Below are 23,573 nucleotides of genomic sequence, written 5' to 3'. Positions count from 1 at the left end.
TCACCGGGTTTGCGCAGATGGCCTCGTCATTATCAGAAGCTGTAAGTTACGCCCGTCAGCACAATGCCATTCCAGGACGTATCCACCATCGGGCTGTCTTTGATTTCGCTGCCCAGATGAATATAGCGGCCCATGCCGTATACGCTCCAGCTATCGTTAAGACGATAATTGACCGTTAGCTCAACATAAGGATTCCAGTCGCTATCGGCATCATAGCGCCCCACCCCGGTGCGGGTAGATTCATGGCGGCTTACGCCATAATAGTAATCATTCTGGTTTTTGCTGTTCCAGGTTGCGCCAATCCCCGGCGTCAAAGTCAGGCCGCCGCTGCTGTAGCGATAAAGCCAGGCCAGATCCCAGACAATGCCGTTACTCTCGCCCAGCACATCGCCGCCAAGCACGGTGCGCAGGAAGCCATAAGGGGTATAGTGGGCGTAAGACAGCCCGGCCATCATCGTGGATTTGCGGTAATCAAGGCGGCGCAGGCCAGCATCATCACTATCTTTTGGGCGGAAATGCAGCGGGTTATACCACGCCGTTACCGATAGCTTGTCCGTTTCATCATTCCACAGGTAGTACCCGGCGTTAAAACCACGGAAATAAAAGCGCTCCCCTTCATAACCAATAATCGGCGCAGGATAGACTTTGGTATCCACGTCTTTATACGGGTAACTCTGGACTAAGGCCGCTGCGCCAAGCGACCACTTGCCTTCTGCGTACGCCGAATTCATTGAACCTGCAACAAGCGCAGACAGTAGCAGAAATTTGAATCTGGTCACAATGTGTTCAATCCTTTAATCAAATAATCAGCGAGCGAAGTGTAGCATTCTCCTTCGCTCTCCTGGCATTTTACTTCCTCTCAATACCTGAAAACACAGTAAGTTCTCCGATTCGCGCGCGCAGCATATTCACAACCGCGCTCGCATGCTGTGTTTCACAGCCTGTTTTTTGTAAGCAGATACGTTGCCGGCAGATGAGTTATTGATATGTCATTGGAAATTATTCCGGGCTGGATGCAAGTTTCTTAAATACATCTACGCTTATGTGAAGTAGGTGCTAAACCCTGAGCCAGCGCCCCGCCTGGGCTGCGGTGTCAGTGTACAACTTTCGGGAGCCTCCACTATTCTTATGAACGGCTCTTATCACCTGTGCTAAAAAATGAAAGGACGGCATGCCATGAATATATTCGATCACTATCGCCAGCGTTATGAAGCGGCCAAGGACGAAGAGTTCACACTACAGGAGTTTCTTACTGTCTGCCGCCAGGACCGCAGCGCCTATGCCAATGCGGCCGAACGGCTGTTAATGGCTATCGGTGAACCTGTCATGGTCGACACAGCCCTGGAACCGCGGCTGTCCCGTCTCTTTTCAAACCGCGTGATCGCCCGCTACCCGGCGTTTGAAGAGTTTTATGGCATGGAAGAAGCCATCGAGCAGATTGTCTCTTATCTTAAACACGCCGCTCAGGGGCTGGAAGAGAAGAAACAAATCCTTTATCTGCTTGGCCCCGTGGGCGGCGGTAAATCGTCGCTGGCCGAGCGCCTGAAGGCGCTGATGCAGCGTGTACCTATTTACGTACTGAGCGCAAACGGCGAACGCAGCCCCGTCAATGACCATCCCCTGTGCCTGTTTAACCCACAGGAAGACGCGCAGATCCTGGAAAAAGAGTACAACATCCCCACCCGCTACCTCGGCACAATTATGTCCCCGTGGGCGGCCAAGCGCCTGCACGAGTTCGGCGGCGATATCACCCGGTTTCGCGTTGTGAAGGTGTGGCCGTCAATACTTGAACAGATAGCTATCGCCAAAACCGAACCCGGCGATGAGAATAACCAGGACATCTCGGCGCTGGTGGGGAAAGTGGATATCCGCAAGCTGGAAAATCACGCCCAGAACGACCCGGACGCCTATGGTTATTCCGGCGCCCTGTGCCGCGCCAACCAGGGGATTATGGAATTTGTCGAGATGTTTAAAGCGCCGATTAAAGTGCTGCACCCTCTGCTGACGGCCACCCAGGAAGGCAACTACAACGGTACCGAGGGCATCTCCGCGCTGCCGTTTAACGGCATTATTCTTGCCCACTCTAACGAATCGGAATGGGTGCAGTTTCGCAATAATAAAAACAACGAGGCGTTCCTTGACCGCGTTTATATCGTCAAAGTGCCTTATTGCCTGCGTATTTCAGAAGAGATGAAGATCTACGAGAAGCTGCTTAACCACAGCGAACTCACCCACGCGCCTTGCGCGCCGGGCACGCTGGAAACCCTGGCGCGCTTCTCTATTCTTTCTCGCCTGAAAGAGCCGGAAAACTCCAGCCTGTATTCTAAAATGCGGGTCTATGACGGTGAAACGCTAAAAGATACCGATCCGAAAGCCAAATCGTATCAGGAGTATCGCGATTATGCGGGCGTGGACGAAGGCATGAACGGCCTGTCTACGCGCTTTGCGTTTAAGATCCTCTCGCGCGTGTTCAACTTTGACCATGCAGAGGTGGCGGCCAACCCGGTACACCTGTTCTTTGTTCTGGAGCAGCAAATTGAGCGCGAGCAATTCCCTCAGGAGCAGGCTGAACGTTACCTGGAACACCTGAAAGGCTATCTTATCCCCAAATACGCCGAGTTTATCGGCAAAGAGATCCAGACTGCCTATCTGGAATCCTATTCGGAGTACGGCCAGAATATTTTTGACCGCTACGTTACCTATGCCGATTTCTGGATTCAGGACCAGGAATACCGCGACCCTGACACAGGGCAGCTTTTTGATCGCGAATCCCTGAACGCCGAGCTGGAGAAAATCGAGAAACCGGCGGGCATCAGTAATCCGAAAGATTTCCGTAATGAAATTGTAAACTTCGTACTGCGCGCCAGAGCGCAAAACAACGGCCGCAACCCGAACTGGACGAGTTACGAAAAGCTGCGCACGGTGATTGAGAAGAAAATGTTCTCTAATACCGAGGAGTTGCTGCCGGTCATTTCATTCAACGCCAAAACCTCCACTGACGAGCAGAAAAAGCACGACGATTTTGTCGACCGTATGATGGAGAAAGGCTACACCCGCAAACAGGTGCGCCTGCTGTGTGAATGGTATCTGCGCGTGCGTAAATCGTCATAAAGCGAAATGCGTCGCCGTGCAATAAATTACGCACGGCATAGCAGAGGAAAAAGGCTGCGGGCATCCGCAGCGCCTTTGTGCACCGGACAGAAGCTGTTGGGGGAACTATGTCCTATTTCATTGACCGACGTCTTAACGGCAAAAATAAAAGCGCAGTGAATCGCCAGCGCTTTCTGCGCCGTTACAAGACGCAAATTAAACAGTCGATCTCCGGGGCCATTAATAAACGTTCCGTCACCGATGTAGACAGCGGCGAGTCGGTATCCATTGCCAACGGCGATATCAGCGAACCGGTATTCCGCCAGGGACGCGGCGGCCAACGCCATCGCGTTCATCCCGGAAACGATCACTTCGTACAAAACGATCGTATCGAACGCCCGCAGAGCGGCGCCAGCGGCTCCGGCGGCGGCCAGGGTCAGGCCAGCCCTGACGGCGAAGGGCAGGATGAATTTGTCTTCCAGATTTCCAAAGATGAGTATCTTGATCTGCTGTTTGAGGATTTGGCGCTGCCAAACCTGAGAAAAAATCAGCAACGTCAGCTAACGGAATACAAAACCCACCGCGCGGGATTCACGGCAAACGGCGTGCCGGCCAATATCAGCGTTGTGCGTTCGCTGCAAAACTCACTGGCGCGCCGCACGGCGATGACTGCGGCCCGCCGTCGTGAATTACGCGAGCTGGAAGGCGCGCTTGAACAGGTAGCCAAAAGCGAACCGGCGCAACTGCTGGAAGAAGAGCGGCTGCGTAAAGAAATTACCGAACTGCGCGAACGTATCGCAAAAGTGCCGTTCATCGACACATTCGACCTGCGCTACAAAAATTACGAAAAACGCCCGGAGCCTTCCAGCCAGGCGGTGATGTTCTGCCTGATGGACGTATCCGGCTCAATGGATCAGGTTACGAAAGATATGGCCAAACGGTTTTATATCCTGCTTTACCTGTTCCTCAGCCGCACCTATAAAAACGTCGAAGTGGTCTATATCCGCCATCATACCCAGGCAAAAGAGGTGGATGAACATGAATTTTTCTATTCGCAGGAAACCGGCGGCACCATTGTTTCAAGCGCCCTGAAGCTTATGGATGAAGTGGTAAAGGCGCGCTACAACCCGGCGCAGTGGAATATTTACGCAGCCCAGGCCTCAGACGGCGACAACTGGGCCGATGACTCGCCGCTGTGCCATGAAATCCTGGCGCATAAGCTCCTGCCGGCCGTGCGTTATTACAGCTACATTGAAATCACCCGTCGCGCGCACCAAACCCTGTGGCGTGAATACGAACATCTGCAGGCGCAGTATGAAAACTTCGCCATGCAGCATATTCGCGATCAGGAAGATATTTACCCGGTATTCAGAGAACTGTTTCAAAAACAATCCAGCGAAGCCTCGGGTTAACCTGCCGGCGACCGCCCCTTCGGCGGCCGCCTTACGGCTGGCAAAGAGCGCTTCTGTGATAGTTTGCGCATCAGTACACAACGCGAACCGCGTCTTTGAGCTACGCCTGCATTACGCAATAAAAAACGGGTAATACAGGGCCGTGGCGGCGCGTTTACCCCCTGCGCGCCGCCGAATCGCGTCAATTCCGGGGCTGCGATCGCAGCGATAGACTCTCTTCCAACCTGGTATAACGTTTAATCTACTGAAAGCGCATAAAAACACTCGCCGCACGCCGCATATCGTGCGTAAATCAAAACTCGCGCCATCCTTCGCGGCGTAACAAATACAGCACATATCTATTTTTTGGCAGGGATACAGGATACGCACTATGTTTGACAGCACGCTGCTGATACTGCTGGCGCTGGCCGCACTGGGTTTTATTAGCCATAACACAACGGTGGCCATCTCTATTCTGGTTTTGATTATTATCCGGCTCACGCCGCTTAGCCACCTCTTCCCGTGGATTGAAAAACAGGGGCTGTCGGTTGGCATTATCATTCTGACTATCGGCGTCATGGCCCCGATCGCCAGCGGCAACCTTCCCCCCTCCACGCTTTACGGCGCCTTTTTGAACTGGAAATCACTGGTGGCGATAGCGGTAGGGATTATCGTGTCCTGGCTTGGCGGGCGCGGAGTTACGCTGATGAGCAGTCAGCCGACGCTGGTCGCCGGGTTGCTGGCAGGAACGATTCTGGGCGTAGCGCTGTTTCGCGGCGTACCGGTCGGCCCGCTTATTGCCGCCGGGCTGGTTTCGCTAATTATTGGTAAACAGTGATTGTCGCGCATATCCCGCAGACGGTTCCTGACGGGAAAACGTCACGGACGGGGCAAACTCATAACAAAGAGGAAAAACAAGGCGTTGTCTTCTATGGTTAACGCCGAAAATCTACGCGTTAGCGTCCAGATTTCTCTAACGGCCATTTCGGGTCGAAGCCGACGAGCTGCGCTGAACGCCGTTATAACGCCGCGCCATAACGGTGCTCAGCCGCCTGCATCGTTGCCAGCCAGCGCCCGGGCGTTTGGCCGAGCGCGTTTCTGAACAGTGTGATAAACGCCGTGGTGGATTCATAGCCCAGCGCCTGCGCCACCTGCTGCACCGTCTGGCCTTCAATCAGCCCGCGCACCGCGATAATAAGCTGTAATTGCTGGCGCCAGCGGCGAAAGCTCAACCCGGTTTCGCGAACAACCAACCGCAGCAGACTGCGTTCGCTCATCGCCAGCCGCGCCGCCCACTCGGCCTGCGTGCATCGCTTGTGCGGTTCAGCCGCGATAGCCGCGACGATTGTACGTATTTTTGGATGGTCGGACACGGGAAGATGCAGCCCTGCTACCGGCAACCCCGGCAGCTCGTCGAATAACACCTGCACCAGCCGCTCTGAAGGGGCCTCCTGCAGCTGTGAAACGTCGCGCGCCGCCAGCGCCAGAATCAGCTCACGCACCAGAGGCGAGATTTTTAACGAGCAGCACCGCGTGGGCATATCCACCGCCCCCGGTTCAATAAACAAAAAACACAGCCGCGCGCCGGCGGTAACCCGATTAATATGCGGCATCAGACCCGGGATCCACACCGCGTGCTGCGAAGGCACCATCCACATAGCGTTATCCACCTCACAGGTCACGCCGCCGTGCAGCGCCAGGATCAGTTGCCCTTTACGATGCCGGTGGCGCGCCACTTCACGATCGCGTTCGTGTACCTGAATATGAAAAGCTATCGCCGGTACCGTACTGCTGTCCGGATCATACCCCTCAAGATCTAAATCCCGCGCCATAAGTTGTCCGAATTTAGCGATAAATTGTCAATATAGCTTATTTTGTCTTTCTTGCTCAGGTATTACCCTGTAGGCACCGTTTTGTAAATGAGCAAATCATGAATAATTCCGCTTTACCCAAAGCCAGTGAACGCTGGCTTAGCCTGTTTGGCATTTTCGCCATCGCCACCTCGCTGCGCGCAACGTTTACCGGCATCGCGCCGCTGCTTGGCGATATTCGTTCCGTATTTGGCCTTACCACCGCTGAAACCGGCCTGCTGACCACCCTGCCGCTGCTGGCTTTCGCCCTTGCCTCGCCGCTGGCGGCCAGGCTTGTGCGCCATATCGGTATGGAGCGCAGCCTCTGCGCTGCGCTGGTATTAATATGTATCGGCATTACGCTGCGCTCTGCGGGTAGGGAAAGTCAACTCTGGGCAGGTACGTTTATCATCGGCTGCGGCATCGCGCTCGGCAACGTGCTGCTGCCCGCTATCATTAAGCGCGATTTTCCCGGACATGTGGCGCGTCTTACCGGCGCATACTCGCTGACGATGGGGGTTGCCGCCGCCGTCGGTTCAGCGCTGATGGTGCCAATAGCCAGCGCCGGTTTTGGCTGGCGCGGCGCGCTGCTGGCGCTGTCTTTTTTCCCGCTGCTGGCGCTGCTACTGTGGCTGGGGCGACTGCGCAGCCGTAGCGCGACCGGCCTTGCCGCCGCGTCAGTCGCTCAGGGGCGTACGCTGTGGCGTTCGCCCCTCGCCTGGCAAGTCACGCTGTTTCTCGGGCTGAACTCACTTATCTATTACGTGGTGGTTGGCTGGCTGCCGGCAATTCTGGTCAGCCACGGTATGAACGCCGCCCAGGCGGGCTCACTGCACGGCCTGATGCAACTGGCGACTGCTGCGCCGGGATTATTTATCGGTCTGCTACTGGCGCGGCTGAAAGATCAGCGCGGCATTGCAGCCCTGGTCGCGCTGCTGTGCGGCGTGAGCGTTATCGGATTATGGTTGCTTCCCGGCCTTGCGGCGCTGTGGGTAACGCTGTTTGGCTTTGGCTCCGGTGCGACAATGATCCTCGGGCTGACGTTTATCGGGCTGCGGGCCGGAACGGCGCACCAGGTCGCCGCGCTATCGGGCATGGCGCAAAGCGTTGGCTACCTGCTGGCAGCCTGCGGGCCGCCGGCTATCGGTAAACTGCACGACGCAAGCCACGGCTGGGGGCTGGCGCTGGCGCTTATCGCACTCATTACTCTGGTCATGGCCTGGGCCGGCGCCTGTGCCGGGCGCAACCGCGAGCTGACGCCAGAACCACATACAACTTAAGTTTAGCGAACGCGGCCCGGTCATGATGAATGGCCGGCCCGTGCGGCGAAAGCAGCGCAGTAAAAACCGTCGCTAAAGCCCCCCGGCCGCAGGTGCCGGACACAGGTTCAGGCCCCGGATAGAAAATGCCGCGCCATCGCCACCCAACCCGCACGGCTTTCCGGTGCCTCAACGTATCGAAATCGCCAGTAAACAGGGAGAGGGTTATACTCAGTCACAACAGCAATATGGGCGGGCTAATACAGGCAAACGTCGAAAGAAGATCGCCGGTTAATCATATCACTTTTATTCTGTCGCCTGAGCGCGACCCATTTTGGGAGGAGGCATGATTCAGTGTAAACGCGTCTGTGAACGCGCCGTCGCAGAAGACGGCTATCGTGTACTGGTGGACAGGCTGTGGCCGCGCGGCGTGAAAAAAAGCGATCTGGCGTATGACGAATGGTGCAAAGATATTGCGCCTTCCACCGAATTACGCAAAGCGTTTCACAGCGATCGGCTTGATTTCGCCCATTTCAGCGCACGCTACCGTGGCGAGCTGGATGAACGGCCTGAAGTGGTAAAACGACTGGCGCAGCTTGGCCATCAGCAAACGCTCACGCTGCTCTACGCTGCCCGGGACACCCGGCAAAATCACGCTCTGGTATTAGCCGAATATCTACGCAAAACCGCCCCCTGATATAAGCTCACGCTGAACTTATTGCGCGTTTAGCGCATTACGCGGGCCGCGCGCTTTATCCAACGGGCAAGCCGCACGTTCACAGCCGACAAGACTGCATATTTTTCTTCACGCCGCGTCGGCCGCGCCCGATAACCATGCCCGTTCCTGCGTTCAGGCCATGCCGGCAGCACGGCCCCAAACAGCATCAGCTCCCTTTACCCGATTGAGGATGATCGCGGCGCCACAGCGTCCACTCCTCCACCACTTCGCCACTGGGTAATTTACAGTTGGCGATAACGCCCCGTGGCGTCTGTACCGGCACCAGCGTCCCCCCCTTTTGCTTACACCAGACAGAGGCAGGGTTAGGCATGCCAATGCGCGGCGCAGGCGGCGCGCTTCTCTCGTGCTGCGCGCACCCGCTTACTAACAGCCCCGCCAGTGCGATAGCGTAATGTTTCATTGTCCTCTCCTGTCATTTTTCATTTATCGATTTTCTGTTAACGCCCTATTGCATACGTATGTCGGCCCCTTTGTTTTTCTCATCCCTGCGAAAAAGCAGACGCGGCATAACGCCGGCTGACCATATCATGCAAGCGACGCCCTTTCCTTATGCGCAAGCAGGCTTTCTCCCCGTTACGGGACAGAGCCTCATCAGAAATGCCGCCGACCCGGCGCGACCGCCAGCCTTAATAACGTATCGCGAAGCAGCGAAACATATTGCCAGAGCGGATATTTCATTACCAGGCCATGCATACTGTAAACCGGCAGCGTATGCGCGCCGATACGTGCAAAGGTACATACGCCATGGTCATAAATGCAGACCACAACCAGAAGATAATAGCTCAAACGCCCGCCTCCGCCGTCACCGCGTGCTTAAAGCGGCGTACTACTAAAACGCCGCTACAGACAAAGCGTCACAGCCGTATTTTGCTGCTGATTAAGGCCCCATGCAAAAGCGATACGCGCATAAAAACCAGGGACGTCTTATCCACTACGCAGCCTCCCGGTAGAAAAAACACCCACATTAACCGGAGCGCCAGCGCGCTATTTTTATGCGTTGTTTTAATTGATTACGCTGAGGCGTTCGTCATACGGAACACTGTCGCTCTGAAGGGATTATTAAATTAGTTTACTATCCGTTAAATACTAATAAAAAAAGCGTTTAAGTCCATTAAGTTATACACAAATATCGACGTGCCTTGCTCGCGACAATTGCCCCTTTCCTGCATTTAATCATCCGTTCGACAGCGTCAACCACTCCGTGTGGCGCAAACAATAGATTAGCAAAAACAATTAACCCGGTGATTTTTATAATCATCGTCGCAAATGGGATTTAAACACGCCAAATCAACAAAATTTAGCTATTTAAATCAAATAAATAGTTTTGTTTTTTAACTGCTTGCAGCGTTATCTATACTTAAAATTTCGTGGAGGTAAATATGTGTGGACGCTTCGCCCAGGCTCAAACCCGCGAGACATACCTGACCTGTCTGGGAGACGGCGTCGATCGCGATATCGCCTATGACCCGCAGCCAATTGGCCGCTACAACGTCGCGCCAGGGACAAACGTTCTACTGCTCAGCGAGCGCGCCGGGCAGCTCCATCTCGATCCGGTTTTCTGGGGTTATGCTCCCGGCTGGTGGAAGAAGCAACCATTGATAAATGCGCGCGTTGAAACGGCGGCCGCCAGCAGGATGTTTAAACCGCTATGGCAGCATGGCCGCGCTATATGCTTCGCTGATGGCTGGTTTGAGTGGAAAAAGGAAAGCGATAAGAAACAACCTTATTTTATTCATCGCGCAGACGGGCAACCGATATTCATGGCCGCGATAGGCAGCACGCCATTTGAGCGCGGCGACAACGCACAAGGATTTCTGATTGTGACTGCGGCGGCTGATGCAGGCCTGGTTGATATCCATGACCGGCGACCTCTGGTTTTATCGCCAGAGGCCGCTTGCGCATGGATGAGGCAGGACACTGGCGGCAAAGAGGCGCAAGATATTGCTCATTGCGGGGCAGTTCCGGCGGGAGAATTTACGTGGCGCCCGGTTAACCGTGCCGTGGGGAATATACACAATCAGGGTCCGGAGATAATAGCGCCTGTTACCTGACTACAGGCAAAAAACGATTTACTCAACAACTGGACGGGATAAGGACAAGGTGATAATTGCCGCCTTTCCTGCGTTATTTCTGAGCAGTTCTGGAGGGACCTGTTATAAAAAATAAAAGGCCAACTTAAGGCAATAGCCGAAATGGGGTTTTGATAACTTATTTTGATAAAATTTTGATAACCGTTAGCAAGCTATTCAAAAACAACGGGAGTGTTAAGCTCCCGTTAATAGATTTAACAATGATCGATATTACATATTCGCGATAATCGCGTCGCCAAACTCTGAACATTTCAGAAGCTTAGCGCCATCCATCAAACGCTCGAAGTCATAGGTCACGGTTTTAGCGGCAATGGCCCCTTCCATACCTTTAACAATCAGGTCGGCCGCTTCGAACCACTCCATATGACGCAGCATCATTTCAGCAGACAGAATCACCGACCCCGGATTTACCTTATCCTGCCCGGCATACTTCGGCGCCGTACCGTGGGTGGCCTCAAATAGCGCGCATTCATCGCCAATGTTCGCTCCCGGCGCAATGCCGATACCGCCGACCTGCGCTGCCAGCGCATCGGAAATATAGTCTCCGTTAAGGTTCATACAGGCGATAACGTCATACTCCGCCGGGCGCAACAGGATCTGCTGGAGGAAAGCGTCGGCAATAACGTCTTTCACCACAATATCTTTACCGGTTTTCGGATTTTTAATGGTCAGCCACGGGCCGCCGTCGATAGGCTCACCGCCAAACTCATCGCGCGCCAGTTGGTAACCCCAGTCTTTAAACGCGCCCTCGGTAAACTTCATGATGTTGCCTTTATGCACAAGCGTCACAGAATCGCGATCGTTTGCGATGGCATAGTCAATAGCCGCGCGCACCAGGCGTTTAGTGCCTTCTTCCGAGCACGGTTTAACGCCGATACCGCAGTGTTCAGGGAAGCGAATTTTCTTCACGCCCATCTCATCGCGCAGGAATTTAATCACTTTGTTAGCTTCTGCGCTGTCGGCTTTCCATTCAATACCGGCGTAGATGTCTTCGGCATTCTCGCGAAAGATAACCATATCCGTCAGCTCAGGGTGTTTAACCGGGCTTGGCGTGCCCTGATAGTAACGCACCGGACGCAGACAGACATAAAGGTCGAGCTCCTGGCGCAGCGCCACGTTCAGTGAGCGAATGCCGCCGCCGACTGGCGTTGTCAGCGGGCCTTTAATCGCAACGCGGTACTCGCGGATAAGATCCAGCGTTTCCGGCGGCAGCCAGACGTCCTGACCATAAACCTGCGTTGATTTTTCGCCGGTAAAAATTTCCATCCAGGAAATTTTACGCTCGCCGTTGTAGGCTTTTTTTACTGCGGCATCAACAACTTTCAGCATCGTGGGAGTAACATCAACGCCAATGCCATCACCTTCGATATAGGGAATGACAGGGTTGTTCGGCACATTCAGTTTGCCGTTTTGCAGGGTGATTTTCTGACCTTCCGCCGGAACAACTACTTTGCTTTCCATTCACCTCTCCTTCGAGCGCTTCTGATTTGCGACTGTTTTTGTTAATGAATTGTAATAAACCCGTCAATACTACCTGACTTTGGGTTCTCATGAAAGGCAGTTGTGATTGGGCTATAATGCGTTAATTACTTAAGCCTGAAAACACTATGCGTAAAATTTCCTCAAAAAATCACAAGGTTGAACGTTTCAGCCGTCATAAACCTTCGCGCAATCGCCCGTTCGCCCCGCTGAGGGTGGTCCTGTTTAACAAACCGTTTGACGTACTAACGCAGTTCACCGATGAAGCCGGACGCCGCACGCTAAAAGATTATATTCCCGTAGCGGATATTTATGCCGCCGGGCGGCTCGATCGCGACAGCGAAGGCCTGCTGGTGCTGACCAACAGCGGGGCGCTACAGGCAAGGTTAACCCAGCCGGGGAAACGTACCGGCAAAACTTATTTTGCGCAGGTTGAGGGAGAACCTGGCGAAGAAGCGCTTTCGCAACTGCGCGCCGGCGTAACGCTAAACGACGGCCCAACGTTGCCCGCAGGCGTTGAGCGCGTGCAAGAGCCTCTCTGGCTGTGGCCCCGGGTACCGCCGATTCGCGAGCGTAAATCCATTCCCACCACATGGCTTAAAATAACGCTTTACGAAGGACGTAATCGCCAGGTACGGCGCATGACCGCGCATGTCGGTTTCCCTACGCTGCGCCTGATTCGCTACGCAATGGGCGCCTATACCCTGGACGGCCTGGCCTGCGGTGAATGGCGTGAGGTTGTTCCGGCGGAGAATATCAAATGATAAAACGCACACTTTTCCTGATGCTGCTCGGCGCCGTTAATGCGCAGGCCGCAAGCTTTGACTGCGCAAAAGCCAAAACCGCAGACGAAAAAGCCATCTGCGCGCACCTCTCCCTTAACGACAAAGATGTAGAGATGGCTACGAAATACCGTTTTCTGACAGGGCTTTTCGCTATGGGCGGACGCGGCGCCATGCAGGACGAACAGCAGGCATGGCTTGAGAAACGCCGCGCCTGCGGCGGCAATATCCGCTGTCTGGGCGCACGCTATGACGAACGCCTGCGGCAGTTGAACGCCATCTATAGCCGCATTGATAAACCGCTATAAAGGAGCATGTCGTGTTCAAACCTCACATTACCGTCGCCTGCATTGTGCAGGCGCAGGGCCGCTTCTTAATCGTTGAAGAAACAATCAATGGCAAAGCGCTGTGGAATCAACCGGCGGGCCACCTTGAAGCGGACGAAACGTTAGTACAGGCGGCCCGTCGCGAACTCTGGGAAGAAACCGGTATCCGCGCCGAACCACAATATTTTATCCGCCTTCACCACTGGATCGCGCCAGATAAAACACCCTTTCTGCGTTTTTTATTTACAATTGACCTGCCAAAAGCGCTCCCCACCACGCCGCACGACAGCGACATTGACGGCTGTCTCTGGTTAAGCGCGCAGGAAATTCTACAGGCCCCTAACCTGCGCTCGCCGCTGGTGGCGGAGAGCGTGCGCTGCTATCAGAGCGCGGAGCGTTACCCGCTTACGCTTCTGGGCGCGTTTAACTGGCCGTTTGCGGGGGATGCCTGAGGCGGCATCGCATGCTAGAATACGCCGCTTCTGAAATTCAATGCGTGAGTCATTCCATGTCTGCCAGTACCCAAAAAGTTATCGTCGGTATGTCCGGCGGCGTCGATTCCTCTGTTTCCGCGTATCTGCTGCAGCAGCAGGGTTACCACGTGGAAGGCCTGTTCATGAAGAACTGGGAAGAGGACGATGGCGAAGAGTACTGCACTGCGGCCGCCGATCTGGCCGATGCGCAGGCGGTTTGCGACAAACTCGGCATTGAACTGCACACGGTAAACTTTGCCGCAGAGTACTGGGATAACGTATTTGAGCACTTCCTGGCAGAATATAAAGCCGGACGCACGCCGAACCCCGATATTTTGTGCAACAAAGAGATCAAATTTAAAGCCTTTCTGGAGTTCGCCGCCGAAGACCTGGGGGCTGACTATATCGCCACCGGCCACTACGTGCGCCGCCAGGATGTGGACGGCAAAAGCCGCCTGCTGCGCGGCCTCGACAGTAACAAAGACCAGAGTTATTTTCTTTATACCCTCGGCCATAAGCAAATTGCCCGAAGCCTGTTTCCCGTGGGTGAACTGGAAAAATCGGAAGTACGCCGCATCGCCGGGCAGCTCAATCTTATTACCGCGAAGAAAAAAGATTCCACCGGGATCTGCTTTATCGGCGAGCGTAAGTTCCGCGAATTTCTGGGCCGCTATCTGCCTGCGCAGCCGGGAAGAATCGTAACCGTTGACGGCGAAGAGATCGGCGAACATCAGGGCCTGATGTACCACACCCTGGGCCAGCGCAAAGGCCTTGGCATCGGCGGCACGAAAGAAGGCAGCGACGAACCGTGGTATGTGGTGGATAAAGACGTCGGTAACAATATTCTGATAGTCGCCCAGGGGCACGATCACCCACGGCTGATGTCCGCCGGACTGGTTGCCCGCCAGCTACACTGGGTCAACCGCGAAGTGCTGGCGGCGCCGCTGCGCTGTTCGGTGAAAACCCGCTACCGCCAGACCGATATCGCCTGCACCGTAACGCCTGTGAGCGATGACTGTATCAACGTTCGTTTTGATGAGCCGGTTGCCGCCGTTACGCCCGGACAGTCCGCCGTTTTTTATCTCAACGAGATTTGCCTTGGCGGCGGTATCATTGAACAGCGCGTAGCGTTATCAGATTATTGATTTTCCGGATTTATTTTTCAGTCATTTCGGGCCGAAGCCGTTCGACCCGGCGTTTGACAACAGGCTAACAGCGCGTGGCGCTGTCATTCGCACACAGGAAGGAGTTTGCGTGGCTAAAAATTACTATGACATTACGCTGGCGCTGGCGGGCATTTGCCAGTCAGCGCGTCTGGTGCAGCAACTGGCGCACCAGGGGCACTGCGATACAGATGCACTGCATGTTTCGTTAAACAGCGTTATCGATCTTAGCCCGGACTCCACGCTGGCCGTATTTGGCGGCAGCGTCGCTAACCTGAAGCTGGGCCTTGAAACGCTGCTGAGCGTGCTTAACGCCAGCCAGCGCCAGGGGCTGAGCGCCGAACTGACGCGCTATACGCTTAGCTTAATGGTGCTGGAGCGCAAACTCTCCGCCAGCAAAGGCGCGCTGGATACCCTGGGCGGGCGCATCGCCGGGCTACAGCGACAGCTTGAGCATTTCGAGCTGGAATCCGATACGCTTATGAACGCGATGGCGGCTATTTATATCGACGTTATCAGCCCGCTGGGGCCGCGCATTCAGGTTACCGGCTCTCCTGCCGTGCTACAAAGCTCGCAGGTACAGGCGAAAGTTCGCGCCACGCTGCTTGCCGGCATTCGCGCCGCGGTGCTGTGGCACCAGGTCGGCGGCGGCCGTTTTCAGCTTATGTTTTCCCGTCATCGCCTGTGTACGCAGGCCAAACAAATTCTGACGCATTGTTAACCCCTCAGGAGTAACCGATGGAATTATCCTCACTGACCGCCGTTTCCCCCATTGATGGACGCTACGGCGACAAAGTCAGCGCGCTTCGCGCCATTTTCAGCGAATTCGGCCTGCTTAAATTCCGTGTCCAGGTTGAAGTTCGCTGGTTGCAGAAGTTGGCAGCGCACGCGGCTGTCAGGGAAGTTCCTGCTTTTGACGCGCACGCAAACGATTTCCTTGACGCTATTGTCAAAAATTTCAGTGAAGACGACGCTGCACGTATTAAAACCATTGAGCGCACCACTAATCATGACGTCAAGGCCGTCGAATATTTCCTGAAAGAAAAAGTGGCGCAGGCGCCCGCGCTGCATGCCGTGTCCGAATTTATTCACTTTGCCTGCACGTCTGAAGATATCAACAACCTGTCTCATGCGCTGATGCTGAAAACGGCGCGTGAAGAGGCTATCCTGCCCGCCTGGCGGACGTTAATAGAGGCGGTAAAAGACCTGGCGCAGCAGTATCGCGATATTCCCTTACTCTCGCGCACGCACGGCCAGCCAGCCACGCCGACCACTATGGGTAAAGAGATGGCTAACGTGGCCTGGCGCATGGAGCGCCAGTTTCGCCAGCTTGCGCAGATAGACATTCTCGGCAAAATCAACGGCGCGGTGGGCAACTACAATGCCCACATGGCCGCCTATCCGGAAGTGGACTGGCACCAGTTTAGCGAAGAGTTTGTTACCTCGCTCGGCATTCAGTGGAACCCCTATACCACCCAGATAGAACCACACGACTATATCGCTGAGCTGTTCGACTGTATTGCGCGTTTTAATACCATCCTGATTGATTTCGATCGCGACGTATGGGGCTATATTGCCCTCAATCATTTCAAACAGAAAACCATTGCCGGCGAAATCGGCTCTTCCACCATGCCGCATAAAGTCAACCCTATTGATTTTGAAAACTCCGAAGGCAATCTGGGCCTCGCCAACGCCGTATTGCAGCATCTGGCAAACAAGCTGCCGCTCTCCCGCTGGCAGCGCGATCTCACCGATTCCACCGTGCTGCGTAACCTGGGCGTTGGCATCGGCTATGCGCTGATTGCCTACCAGTCAACGCTAAAAGGGGTGAGCAAGCTCGAAGTGAACCGCCAACGCCTGCTCGATGAGCTGGAAAATAACTGGGAAGTGCTGGCCGAACCTATCCAGACCGTCATGCGCCGCTACGGCATTGAAAAACCTTACGAGAAACTCAAAGAGCTGACCCGCGGCAAACGCGTGGATGCCGAAGGCATGAAGCAGTTCATTGACGGCCTTGCGTTACCAGAAGAAGAGAAAAACCGCCTGAAGGCCATGACGCCTGCGAACTACATTGGGCGCGCCATACAGATGGTCGATGATCTGAAATAAGCAAGCGAGAACGATCGGGCCGGTCATTGACCGGCCTCAGATTGTTGACAAAGAAGGAAAAAACGGGGTTTTTCCTTCTTTGTGGTAAGCAGGCGAAAATCAATACTTTGATTTTCCTTATTTTTTATTGTATTTCGTCCATCCTGTCTGCGGCAGGATGGGGTTTGTCAGCAGTTTCAGGCAGGTCTTGACCGGCCTGATCATCTCTGCCCGGAATAACAGGGAGGTAAAACAGAAAACGCAACTTATTGTTTCCCAACCGCTTACAGACTTCATGCGAGTATGAGATTAATATCGCCTTACTCTGAAACAATCTCACCCGGTATATATCCCCGCTATTATTCCTGCCCGTTACCGTACATTTTTACCCGCCCTCCCCCCTTCTATGCAGGCTGAGCGCATAAAACGTATAAAAAACGTTACAGACAGTTAGCGCAGCCATACAGGCTGATAATTTTATAATTTTCTCCGCATTCAATACCGCGCCTTTAATACATTTTTACTTACTCATGGCCTGTCAGAAAAATGCCTGAAATTTAACGTAAGTTAATAAACTTCAGGCAAAGCCGCGCAGCGCCTGCATTTACCGCTGCGTTTATTCAGGCCATCATTGCAGGAAATACAGGCCTTTCTGCCAATGTTTCCTGTCGAAGCGATTAATACGCCTTATTAGCAGACAATTAATAAAACTCAACAGCAAGAACATTCTTAATGCATCTGGAAAAACAGTAAAGTTGTTCTATTATCATAACGATTATGCATGTATGCCGGTTTATTATTTATTGCATATTAGCCCAGTTTAACGGAGTTATTTTATGACGATAAAGACGCTTGAAGATTTATTTATTCATGAATTATCTGATGTTTACAGCGCCGAAAAACAGATTACTCGCGCTTTGCCTAAAATGGCCCGCGCCGCAACGGATGAAAAACTCAAGGCCGCTTTTCAGCAACACCTGGAAGAGACACAGGGCCAAATCGAGCGCCTGGATGAACTGGTCGATAAAACCGAAGGCGTACGCATCAAACGTATGAAATGCCACGCGCTCGAAGGGCTGGTGGAAGAAGCGCAGGAAATTATTGAATCTGTTGATGCCGGGCCGGTACGCGATGCAGGGCTTATCGGCGCGGCTCAGAAAGTCGAGCACTATGAAATTGCCGCCTATGGCACGCTGCACGCGCTTGCCACGCAGCTTGGCTATCAACATGCCGCCCAGCTACTGGCGCAAACGCTTCAGGAAGAAAAAGAAACCGACAAAAAGCTAACGGGCATCGCCACTAAAAGCGCGTAAATGCATTTTCCCCCACCCGTTTAGCGCTGCCCGGGCAGCGCTGGCGTATCTAACTTCATGAGGTATGACTGTGACACACGAAGAAAACTATCTGGACTGGGTACGGGACGCGCACGCAATGGAAAAACAGGCGGAAAGCATGCTGGAAAAAATGGCCGACCGGCTTGAACATTATCCCGACCTGAAGGCCCGTATTGAACAGCACATTGAAGAAACGCGCCAGCAGCAGGCTATGGTGCAGTCGGTCATTGACCGCTACGACACCTCGCGCTCGGTATTTAAAGATACGATGGGTAAACTCACCGCTATGGGCCAGGGCATGGCTGGCATGATGGCCGAAGACGAAGTGGTTAAAGGCGCAATAAGCGGTTATGTCTTCGAAAATATTGAAATTGCCAGCTATACCTCCTTAATAGCCGCAGCCGGCGTGGTCGGCGATACCGAAGGGGCCAGGATCTTTACCGAGATTCGCGATCAGGAAATTGCAATGGCGCAATGGTGCCTGGAACATCTGCCGGAGGTAACCGAGCAGTTTATGTCACGCTCGGCAACAGAAGGCGTCGAAGCAAAAAAATAACCTCCTCTCTTGCGCCCGCTTACTTTTAGTGGGCGTTTAGCCCCTTCCCCCGCCGACACAAGTCTGGAAGCGTCAGCACAGCATCTTATATAACGCCTGTATCAGACGCATATTGTGAAAATAAAGTTAATATTAACGATAAAAACAGTTAAAAGCGGGTCGCTGCCGGCCCGCTATTTAACATATATAAATATAAGCACAAACTAATGAACGGGACTTTTGCGTAATCCATAAGGGCAGACGGAACAATAACATTTCCCCGAAAAAGTGCAGCTCTCTTTATTGGGATCGCTATTACACGGACAGGCCAGTTTCGACTGGAGTACCTGCCACCATTCCTTACTGTATGGGTTAATTTTATAAACACTGAATGGGTGATATTCCCGGTTAATGACAAAACCGTTCTTACAGGAATGCATAATATCGCCCGATCTTAGCAGCGGATTAGGGTTATACCAGATAACCAGCCTGAGATTTTTCAATGACTGTATACTGGAAAATGCGGTCCCCGTATAAGGACACACCAGAGTAGAATGAACCAACCAAATCATTACCAGCTTACCTCATCCAATTGCTCAGCAGTTCAAATTTAACCAGAGTCGCGGGCGAATCGAGACAGCAGGTTATATTAACTGTAGTACAGAGAATTAAGGCAAGCCAGCAGATACAGGCTGTTTTAATAAAAATTACTTATATTTATGCTGTTGCTGCTTCGTAACCACAAAACGGCAAACGCAAACGCCAGCTTAAACAATCAATGACATAGACGCTTGCAGACGGATGGCTTTAAAAAAACATCGGCAATCACTCCGTCCAACTTCTAAAGATAAGAACAATCTCATAAAATTAATTTATCCGACAAATCAGCAACTGGAAATATCTCAAAGCCCAGCCAAACAGAAACAGAAACAAACCAGCCCGAAAATTATTTAAGCGCCTTTCTGATACGCAAACCAGGTTATCCAGACGACAAAAATCCATTGTTTCCACAGAGAGATCTTTACGTAAACAATGACGATATTTACCGCCCCTGTGCGTGATAATGTAATTTCAACCCGGCGCTCCACCTGGTTTTATCAAAACGGCAGGTCGCGTAGCTTTTATATTATTACCATACTCATTTCATCAACCCGGCGTGAATAAACAATCAGGATGGATAAGCATAAACCGGGCGTGCGCAAATCATCAGATGTTAAAGCAACCAAAGTTACTGCCCCGTCGAGGCTGGTGACAAATTCCAGGCCGCGCGGTTTCGACACCCAAAGCCAGACGTTCAGACAGGCTAAGCCCGTTCATCGATTTCTGGCTAATAAACACAGAAAGGGCAAAACCACGTTTTGCCCTTCAGAGTGTTGACAAAGAAGGAAAAAATGGGATTTTCCTTCTTTGTGGTAAGCAGGCGAAAATCAATGCTTTGATTTTCATGTTTTTTTATTTCATCCATCCTGTCTGCGACAGGATGGGGGTTGTCAGCAGTCTCAAAGGGCAATTATAGCGCGCCGCAGCGCTGCCATTGTCAGCGCCCGGCTTATTTCTTCTGCGCCACCAGCACCAGCCCGCGCTCGCCCACCTCAATAACGCGCGCCTTATCCGGGTCCAGATCCTCGCGCGTCAGCACCAGTCGCCAGTTGTCCTTCTGCGTATCCGGGTCGCGAAACAGCGCCACCACCGCCACATATTCCGCCTGCGCCTCCATCGGCATACTCAGCGACGCCGCCGTACCCGGCTTCACCACCACCGCGCGGCTGGCCAGCAGCGCATCGCCCAGCAGCGCTTCTCCGCCGTCCACCAGTTGCTGATAAACGGCATCATCAAGCCCCCTGCGATCGCGCAACTGCAACACCCGCACCATCACCGGCTGCGACGGCGAACTGCTCTCCCGCCGGTCCATGTTCAGCGCCTCACGGCCCCAAAAATCCAGCCGCAGCGTCTTTATCTGTTTGTAAAAAATGGTCTGCGTGGCGCTCACGGCGGCATCCGTCACCGTCTGGCCCAGCCCGCAGCCCGCAAGCATCAGCGCCGCAGCGCAGAACGCCCCCGATTTAAAAGCGGTACGTAACACGTTTATTTCCTTTCTGTTCAGTGGCGGGCGCTAATCCCTGATAGCGACCCAGCGTCACGGTGTGGTATTGCGCCATCCCCGGCGGCGACCGGTCAGCCCGCAGCCCGAGAACGGCCGTTAACCCGGCGCGCAGGCGGTTGTCGCCAAGCCTGGCCGCAGGAAGCAGCCGCGCCGGCACGGTAAGCGTGATGCGCGCCCGGTAGCGCCAGCCCAGGTACACCCGCAGCATCACCTGAAAATCGGCGTAAAGTTCGCCGCCGGGCAGCCAGCGCTGCGCGTCCTGCTCACTGTCGGTGTGCAGCGCAATCAGCAACTGGCTGTTCACGTCCACCGCCGTGTCGCCCATGATGGCGCGCCCGTCCAGGCATGCCGGGTCCCTGCAGGAAAGCCGCGCCGGCCGCGCCACCGTTACCCGTCGCGGGCAGTGCGGCGTCACCACCGCGCGGGTGTGCTGCGTAAGCTGGCGCACCAGCGCCTGTACGCCTTCTGCGGTACGCCCCGGCTGGCGCATGATGCCCGACAGCGACAAAAAGCGCGACGCCGGCGTGGCAATATGTTTTTGCGTACCGGGAATGCCCATCCCCATCAGACCCAGCAGGCACTGCGAGGTCGGGTCCGTGCCGCCCGCCTCAAACGTCGCCGGGTACGAGTACTTGCGCCAGATACGGTAGAACTGGGTCATCACCCGGTGGTTAAAGATATCCAGAAAGTGCGTCAGCGCCTCATGGCCCTCGCGGCGCCGGGCGATATCGTCCGGATACCCCGAAGGCAGCGGCGAATCAACGCCGTACAGCCCCAGGAAGGTGGTGCGCACCGTCGGCGGGCCGCCGGCATTATCCTCATCGTGCTCAATGGCCCGCAGTTCGCTCGCCGGAAACCCCATGCCCGGCCACGGGCGAAAGCGCACCGGGTCGTGCGCCGGGCTGGCGGTACTGCCGAGTTTAAGGGGACGCCGGGCGGTAAGGCTGTCGGCGTCTGTCCCGTTATCCTCTGCCGCCACGCCGCCGTTTTTCTCCAGCAACTGGCAGAAGCGGTAAAAATTAATCCGCGTGATATTGCGCCGCATCCACGGCGTCAGCCGGGAATGCGGCGATGCTTCTCTTCCCATTCCAGGCGCTCTCCCGTCGGTTGCAGTATCAGAACCAGTTGATTAAACAGGTGGATGTCGGTGTAGAGCGCAAAAAAGCGGCTCAGCATTTCGCCAAACAGCGCGATATCGCCGCTGCCCGCGAAGCCCGCGCTGTCAAGCGTCACCTCAATACGCACCCCGCGCAGCAGATGGCCGCGCTCAAAGCGTTCGATTTCGCTGTGGCGCACGTCGGTAATGGCCGCAAGCCTGCGGCGGTTCATCTCATCGTCGGTCCAGTCGTAGAGCGCCAGCGTGCCGCGCAGCACCTCCGGGTTGTCCATCATCCACAGAAAGCTGCTGCCAAGGTGGCTTAGCACCCGCCAGTGGAAACGGTCGCGGTTGGGCGGGTAGCAGGGCAGCGTGGGGGCGGTGAGGTTACGCACCCGCACGCTTGCGGCGGTGGACTTCACCACCGTATCCAGCACCGTGCTCTGCAGCGCCCGGCGCGGCAACTGGCCGTTGGTGCCGGTCAGCGTCAGCGACAGGCTTTCCCCCTGCGCCACCCTGTCGCCTTCAAACGCGCCGCCGCCGAGAATCAGCCAGGTGTCGTGCAACCCGGACGGCCCGCGCCGCACGCGGGTATGCCAGTAATACTCCGGCGCATCGTGGCGCAGCATTCCGCCCTTATGCCGGAACGTCGTAAACGGCACATAGCTGTGCACGCCCGCAGGACCGGCAGCCTGCACCGAATCCACGGTATAAATTTCAGTATGCCCGTCCTGTATACGCATCGGGCGCAGCAGGTATTCGGTCTGCAGCCCGTCAAGCGTAATCGGGTCAGACTCCAGCGGAAACAGGTTAATCACCGGCACGCAGTGCGGGCGGATATGCTCTGCCGTGAAGCTGAAATCATGCTGCCAGCGCTTTTCCAGCACGGCCTCAATTTCAAATCCGCTCATCCCCTCCGGCAGGCGTACCTTTTCCAGCCCGCACAGCGCTACCGACATAAATTTCTCGCGAAAGGTGAAATACTCCAGCAGCAGTTGCCAGCCGCTAAAGCCCCCCTCGCCCTTCGGCCACAGGTTGTCGTCATCGCCAAATCCACAGGCGGCAAAGTGGCCGTCCAGCGCAATACGGTCGGTCACGCCCGGCAGGCGAAGCCACAACTGCGCCACGTTCAGCGTCAGCGCTTCATGCAGCGCGCAGGCCAGCGGCGCATCGGCGTTGAGGTACAGCGGCAGACGCGCCATATCAATACAGCGCCAGTCGGCAAGCTCGCTGCACGCAAAACGCAGGCGAATCACCGACCGCCCGTCCGGCGCGGTCGCCAGCGCCGCCTGCGCAAGCTCCAGCGGCAGCAGGTTCAGGTCGCGGGTCGTGGTGTAGCGACAGCGGGTGCGCTTTTCACCGAGCGGACGCGACAGCACTTCGCTGCCCCGCGCCATCACCAGCCGCTCCTTCATCCCGCGCCACTGCGGCGTAAACTCCACCATCGCCATTGAAGGGATGGTGCGCAGGTAGTGCGGCCACAGCAGGCTCACCAGCCCCTCTGTCAGTTCCGGCAGGTCATCGTCAAGTTTCTCCCGCAGTCGCCCCATCAGGAAGGCGAAGCCCTCAAACAGCCGCTCCACATACGGGTCGCAGGCGCCGGCCCTGTCCGGGTTGAGCAGCGCGGCCCGGTCCGGGTGGGCGCGGGCGAACTCCGCCCCCGCCTCGCGCAGGTAGCGCATTTCGGCATCGAAATAGCGCAGCGTTAAATCATCCATAGTGGTCACCTGTCCAGTCAGGGATAATCGGAGCGCCGGACTCAGCCGCGGCGCGC

At 54.9% G+C, this 23,573-nt stretch carries 22 protein-coding genes; 14 read left to right on the top strand and 8 right to left on the bottom strand.

Annotated features, from left to right (window positions below):
- Positions 1–32: 32 nt before the first annotated feature.
- The gene (locus tag JJB97_RS02425; protein WP_238712216.1) at positions 33–779 is read right to left on the bottom strand and encodes a MipA/OmpV family protein; all 747 of its coding nucleotides are present in this window, start codon (positions 777–779) and stop codon (positions 33–35) included.
- A gap of 397 nt (positions 780–1,176) precedes the next feature.
- Here JJB97_RS02425 and yeaG point away from each other — a divergent pair, with 397 nt between their 5' ends.
- The 3 genes from yeaG to JJB97_RS02410 all read left to right on the top strand — a co-directional run bounded on the left by yeaG (position 1,177) and on the right by JJB97_RS02410 (position 5,319).
- Positions 1,177–3,111, top strand: coding sequence for a protein kinase YeaG (gene yeaG / locus JJB97_RS02420; protein WP_238712215.1), 1,935 nt, complete (start codon positions 1,177–1,179; stop codon positions 3,109–3,111).
- A gap of 107 nt (positions 3,112–3,218) precedes the next feature.
- Positions 3,219–4,502 (top strand): YeaH/YhbH family protein, encoded by a 1,284-nt coding sequence (locus JJB97_RS02415; protein ID WP_238712214.1) that lies wholly within the window; start codon positions 3,219–3,221, stop codon positions 4,500–4,502.
- A gap of 370 nt (positions 4,503–4,872) precedes the next feature.
- Positions 4,873–5,319 (top strand): DUF441 domain-containing protein, encoded by a 447-nt coding sequence (locus tag JJB97_RS02410; RefSeq protein WP_238712213.1) that lies wholly within the window; start codon positions 4,873–4,875, stop codon positions 5,317–5,319.
- A 181-nt stretch (positions 5,320–5,500) separates the two neighbouring features.
- On the opposite strand, the gene JJB97_RS02405 is transcribed toward JJB97_RS02410, so the two are convergent.
- Complete coding sequence (locus JJB97_RS02405) at positions 5,501–6,313, bottom strand: AraC family transcriptional regulator (RefSeq protein ID WP_238712212.1); 813 nt, start codon at positions 6,311–6,313, stop codon at positions 5,501–5,503.
- Between the two features lie 98 nt (positions 6,314–6,411).
- On the opposite strand from JJB97_RS02405, the gene JJB97_RS02400 reads away from it, so the two are divergent.
- Together JJB97_RS02400 and JJB97_RS02395 are read left to right on the top strand one after the other, a co-directional pair.
- A complete protein-coding gene (locus tag JJB97_RS02400) occupies positions 6,412–7,611 on the top strand; it encodes an MFS transporter (protein ID WP_238712211.1) in 1,200 nt (399 codons plus the stop codon).
- Between the two features lie 325 nt (positions 7,612–7,936).
- On the top strand, positions 7,937–8,287 hold the full coding sequence (locus JJB97_RS02395) for a DUF488 domain-containing protein (protein ID WP_238712210.1): 351 nt from the start codon (positions 7,937–7,939) through the stop codon (positions 8,285–8,287).
- Between the two features lie 187 nt (positions 8,288–8,474).
- Here JJB97_RS02395 and JJB97_RS02390 read toward each other — a convergent pair whose 3' ends face one another.
- Together JJB97_RS02390 and JJB97_RS02385 are read right to left on the bottom strand one after the other, a co-directional pair.
- The gene (locus JJB97_RS02390; RefSeq protein ID WP_238712209.1) at positions 8,475–8,729 is read right to left on the bottom strand and encodes a putative hemolysin; all 255 of its coding nucleotides are present in this window, start codon (positions 8,727–8,729) and stop codon (positions 8,475–8,477) included.
- Between the two features lie 191 nt (positions 8,730–8,920).
- Positions 8,921–9,115, bottom strand: a complete 195-nt coding sequence (locus JJB97_RS02385; protein ID WP_238712208.1) for a hypothetical protein — start codon at positions 9,113–9,115, stop codon at positions 8,921–8,923.
- A 593-nt stretch (positions 9,116–9,708) separates the two neighbouring features.
- Here JJB97_RS02385 and JJB97_RS02380 point away from each other — a divergent pair.
- On the top strand, positions 9,709–10,380 hold the full coding sequence (locus JJB97_RS02380) for an SOS response-associated peptidase (RefSeq protein ID WP_238712207.1): 672 nt from the start codon (positions 9,709–9,711) through the stop codon (positions 10,378–10,380).
- Positions 10,381–10,629: 249 nt separating this feature from the next.
- On the opposite strand, the gene icd is transcribed toward JJB97_RS02380, so the two are convergent.
- Positions 10,630–11,880: an NADP-dependent isocitrate dehydrogenase gene (gene icd / locus JJB97_RS02375; protein WP_238712206.1), complete on the bottom strand. Its 1,251-nt coding sequence runs from the start codon at positions 11,878–11,880 to the stop codon at positions 10,630–10,632.
- Between the two features lie 146 nt (positions 11,881–12,026).
- Between icd and rluE the strand changes: the two genes are divergently transcribed.
- From rluE to JJB97_RS02335, 8 genes are all read left to right on the top strand, one after another.
- Complete coding sequence (gene rluE, locus JJB97_RS02370) at positions 12,027–12,662, top strand: 23S rRNA pseudouridine(2457) synthase RluE (protein WP_238712205.1); 636 nt, start codon at positions 12,027–12,029, stop codon at positions 12,660–12,662.
- Positions 12,662–12,988 (top strand): lysozyme inhibitor LprI family protein, encoded by a 327-nt coding sequence (locus JJB97_RS02365; protein WP_399197973.1) that lies wholly within the window; start codon positions 12,662–12,664, stop codon positions 12,986–12,988. Before rluE ends, JJB97_RS02365 begins: the two co-directional genes overlap by 1 nt.
- A gap of 11 nt (positions 12,989–12,999) precedes the next feature.
- On the top strand, positions 13,000–13,458 hold the full coding sequence (locus JJB97_RS02360) for an NUDIX hydrolase (protein ID WP_238712203.1): 459 nt from the start codon (positions 13,000–13,002) through the stop codon (positions 13,456–13,458).
- Between the two features lie 56 nt (positions 13,459–13,514).
- Positions 13,515–14,624: a tRNA 2-thiouridine(34) synthase MnmA gene (gene mnmA / locus JJB97_RS02355; protein WP_238712202.1), complete on the top strand. Its 1,110-nt coding sequence runs from the start codon at positions 13,515–13,517 to the stop codon at positions 14,622–14,624.
- Positions 14,625–14,733: 109 nt separating this feature from the next.
- Positions 14,734–15,363 (top strand): high frequency lysogenization protein HflD, encoded by a 630-nt coding sequence (gene hflD / locus JJB97_RS02350; RefSeq protein WP_238712201.1) that lies wholly within the window; start codon positions 14,734–14,736, stop codon positions 15,361–15,363.
- 17 nt (positions 15,364–15,380) lie between these two features.
- Positions 15,381–16,751 (top strand): adenylosuccinate lyase, encoded by a 1,371-nt coding sequence (gene purB, locus JJB97_RS02345; protein ID WP_238712200.1) that lies wholly within the window; start codon positions 15,381–15,383, stop codon positions 16,749–16,751.
- Positions 16,752–17,566: 815 nt separating this feature from the next.
- The gene (locus JJB97_RS02340) at positions 17,567–18,043 is read left to right on the top strand and encodes a YciE/YciF ferroxidase family protein (protein ID WP_238712199.1); all 477 of its coding nucleotides are present in this window, start codon (positions 17,567–17,569) and stop codon (positions 18,041–18,043) included.
- Between the two features lie 64 nt (positions 18,044–18,107).
- Positions 18,108–18,620 carry a ferritin-like domain-containing protein gene (locus JJB97_RS02335; protein ID WP_238712198.1) on the top strand — a complete coding sequence of 171 codons (513 nt, stop codon included), beginning with the start codon at positions 18,108–18,110 and terminating at the stop codon, positions 18,618–18,620.
- Positions 18,621–20,148: 1,528 nt separating this feature from the next.
- On the opposite strand, the gene tssJ is transcribed toward JJB97_RS02335, so the two are convergent.
- From tssJ to tssF, 3 genes are read right to left on the bottom strand one after another with little or no spacing between them, the layout of a single operon-like run.
- Entirely contained in the window at positions 20,149–20,682 is a 534-nt protein-coding gene (gene tssJ, locus JJB97_RS02330) for a type VI secretion system lipoprotein TssJ (protein WP_317978207.1), read from the bottom strand.
- Positions 20,663–21,790 (bottom strand): type VI secretion system baseplate subunit TssG, encoded by a 1,128-nt coding sequence (gene tssG, locus JJB97_RS02325; RefSeq protein WP_238712197.1) that lies wholly within the window; start codon positions 21,788–21,790, stop codon positions 20,663–20,665. The genes tssJ and tssG overlap by 20 nt, the downstream gene beginning before the upstream one ends.
- Complete coding sequence (tssF, locus tag JJB97_RS02320) at positions 21,757–23,517, bottom strand: type VI secretion system baseplate subunit TssF (RefSeq protein ID WP_238712286.1); 1,761 nt, start codon at positions 23,515–23,517, stop codon at positions 21,757–21,759. Before tssF ends, tssG begins: the two co-directional genes overlap by 34 nt.
- Positions 23,518–23,573 lie beyond the last annotated feature (56 nt).

It is taken from the genome of Tenebrionibacter intestinalis (assembly GCF_016632365.1).
Classification (GTDB): Bacteria; Pseudomonadota; Gammaproteobacteria; order Enterobacterales; family Enterobacteriaceae; genus Tenebrionibacter; species Tenebrionibacter intestinalis.
This window is presented reverse-complemented; position numbering and strand designations above follow the sequence as displayed.

What these genes read in the sequence shown, in the direction of transcription:
- yeaG (WP_238712215.1), top strand. Translation starts at nt 1,177, where the DNA reads ATGAATATATTCGATCACTATCGCCAGCGTTATGAAGCGGCCAAGGAC.
- JJB97_RS02415 (WP_238712214.1), top strand. Translation starts at nt 3,219, where the DNA reads ATGTCCTATTTCATTGACCGACGTCTTAACGGCAAAAATAAAAGCGCA.
- JJB97_RS02410 (WP_238712213.1), top strand. Translation starts at nt 4,873, where the DNA reads ATGTTTGACAGCACGCTGCTGATACTGCTGGCGCTGGCCGCACTGGGT.
- JJB97_RS02405 (WP_238712212.1), bottom strand. Translation starts at nt 6,313, where the DNA reads ATGGCGCGGGATTTAGATCTTGAGGGGTATGATCCGGACAGCAGTACG.
- JJB97_RS02400 (WP_238712211.1), top strand. Translation starts at nt 6,412, where the DNA reads ATGAATAATTCCGCTTTACCCAAAGCCAGTGAACGCTGGCTTAGCCTG.
- JJB97_RS02395 (WP_238712210.1), top strand. Translation starts at nt 7,937, where the DNA reads ATGATTCAGTGTAAACGCGTCTGTGAACGCGCCGTCGCAGAAGACGGC.
- JJB97_RS02390 (WP_238712209.1), bottom strand. Translation starts at nt 8,729, where the DNA reads ATGAAACATTACGCTATCGCACTGGCGGGGCTGTTAGTAAGCGGGTGC.
- JJB97_RS02380 (WP_238712207.1), top strand. Translation starts at nt 9,709, where the DNA reads ATGTGTGGACGCTTCGCCCAGGCTCAAACCCGCGAGACATACCTGACC.
- icd (WP_238712206.1), bottom strand. Translation starts at nt 11,880, where the DNA reads ATGGAAAGCAAAGTAGTTGTTCCGGCGGAAGGTCAGAAAATCACCCTG.
- rluE (WP_238712205.1), top strand. Translation starts at nt 12,027, where the DNA reads ATGCGTAAAATTTCCTCAAAAAATCACAAGGTTGAACGTTTCAGCCGT.
- mnmA (WP_238712202.1), top strand. Translation starts at nt 13,515, where the DNA reads ATGTCTGCCAGTACCCAAAAAGTTATCGTCGGTATGTCCGGCGGCGTC.
- purB (WP_238712200.1), top strand. Translation starts at nt 15,381, where the DNA reads ATGGAATTATCCTCACTGACCGCCGTTTCCCCCATTGATGGACGCTAC.
- JJB97_RS02340 (WP_238712199.1), top strand. Translation starts at nt 17,567, where the DNA reads ATGACGATAAAGACGCTTGAAGATTTATTTATTCATGAATTATCTGAT.
- JJB97_RS02335 (WP_238712198.1), top strand. Translation starts at nt 18,108, where the DNA reads ATGACTGTGACACACGAAGAAAACTATCTGGACTGGGTACGGGACGCG.
- tssG (WP_238712197.1), bottom strand. Translation starts at nt 21,790, where the DNA reads ATGGGAAGAGAAGCATCGCCGCATTCCCGGCTGACGCCGTGGATGCGG.
- tssF (WP_238712286.1), bottom strand. Translation starts at nt 23,517, where the DNA reads ATGGATGATTTAACGCTGCGCTATTTCGATGCCGAAATGCGCTACCTG.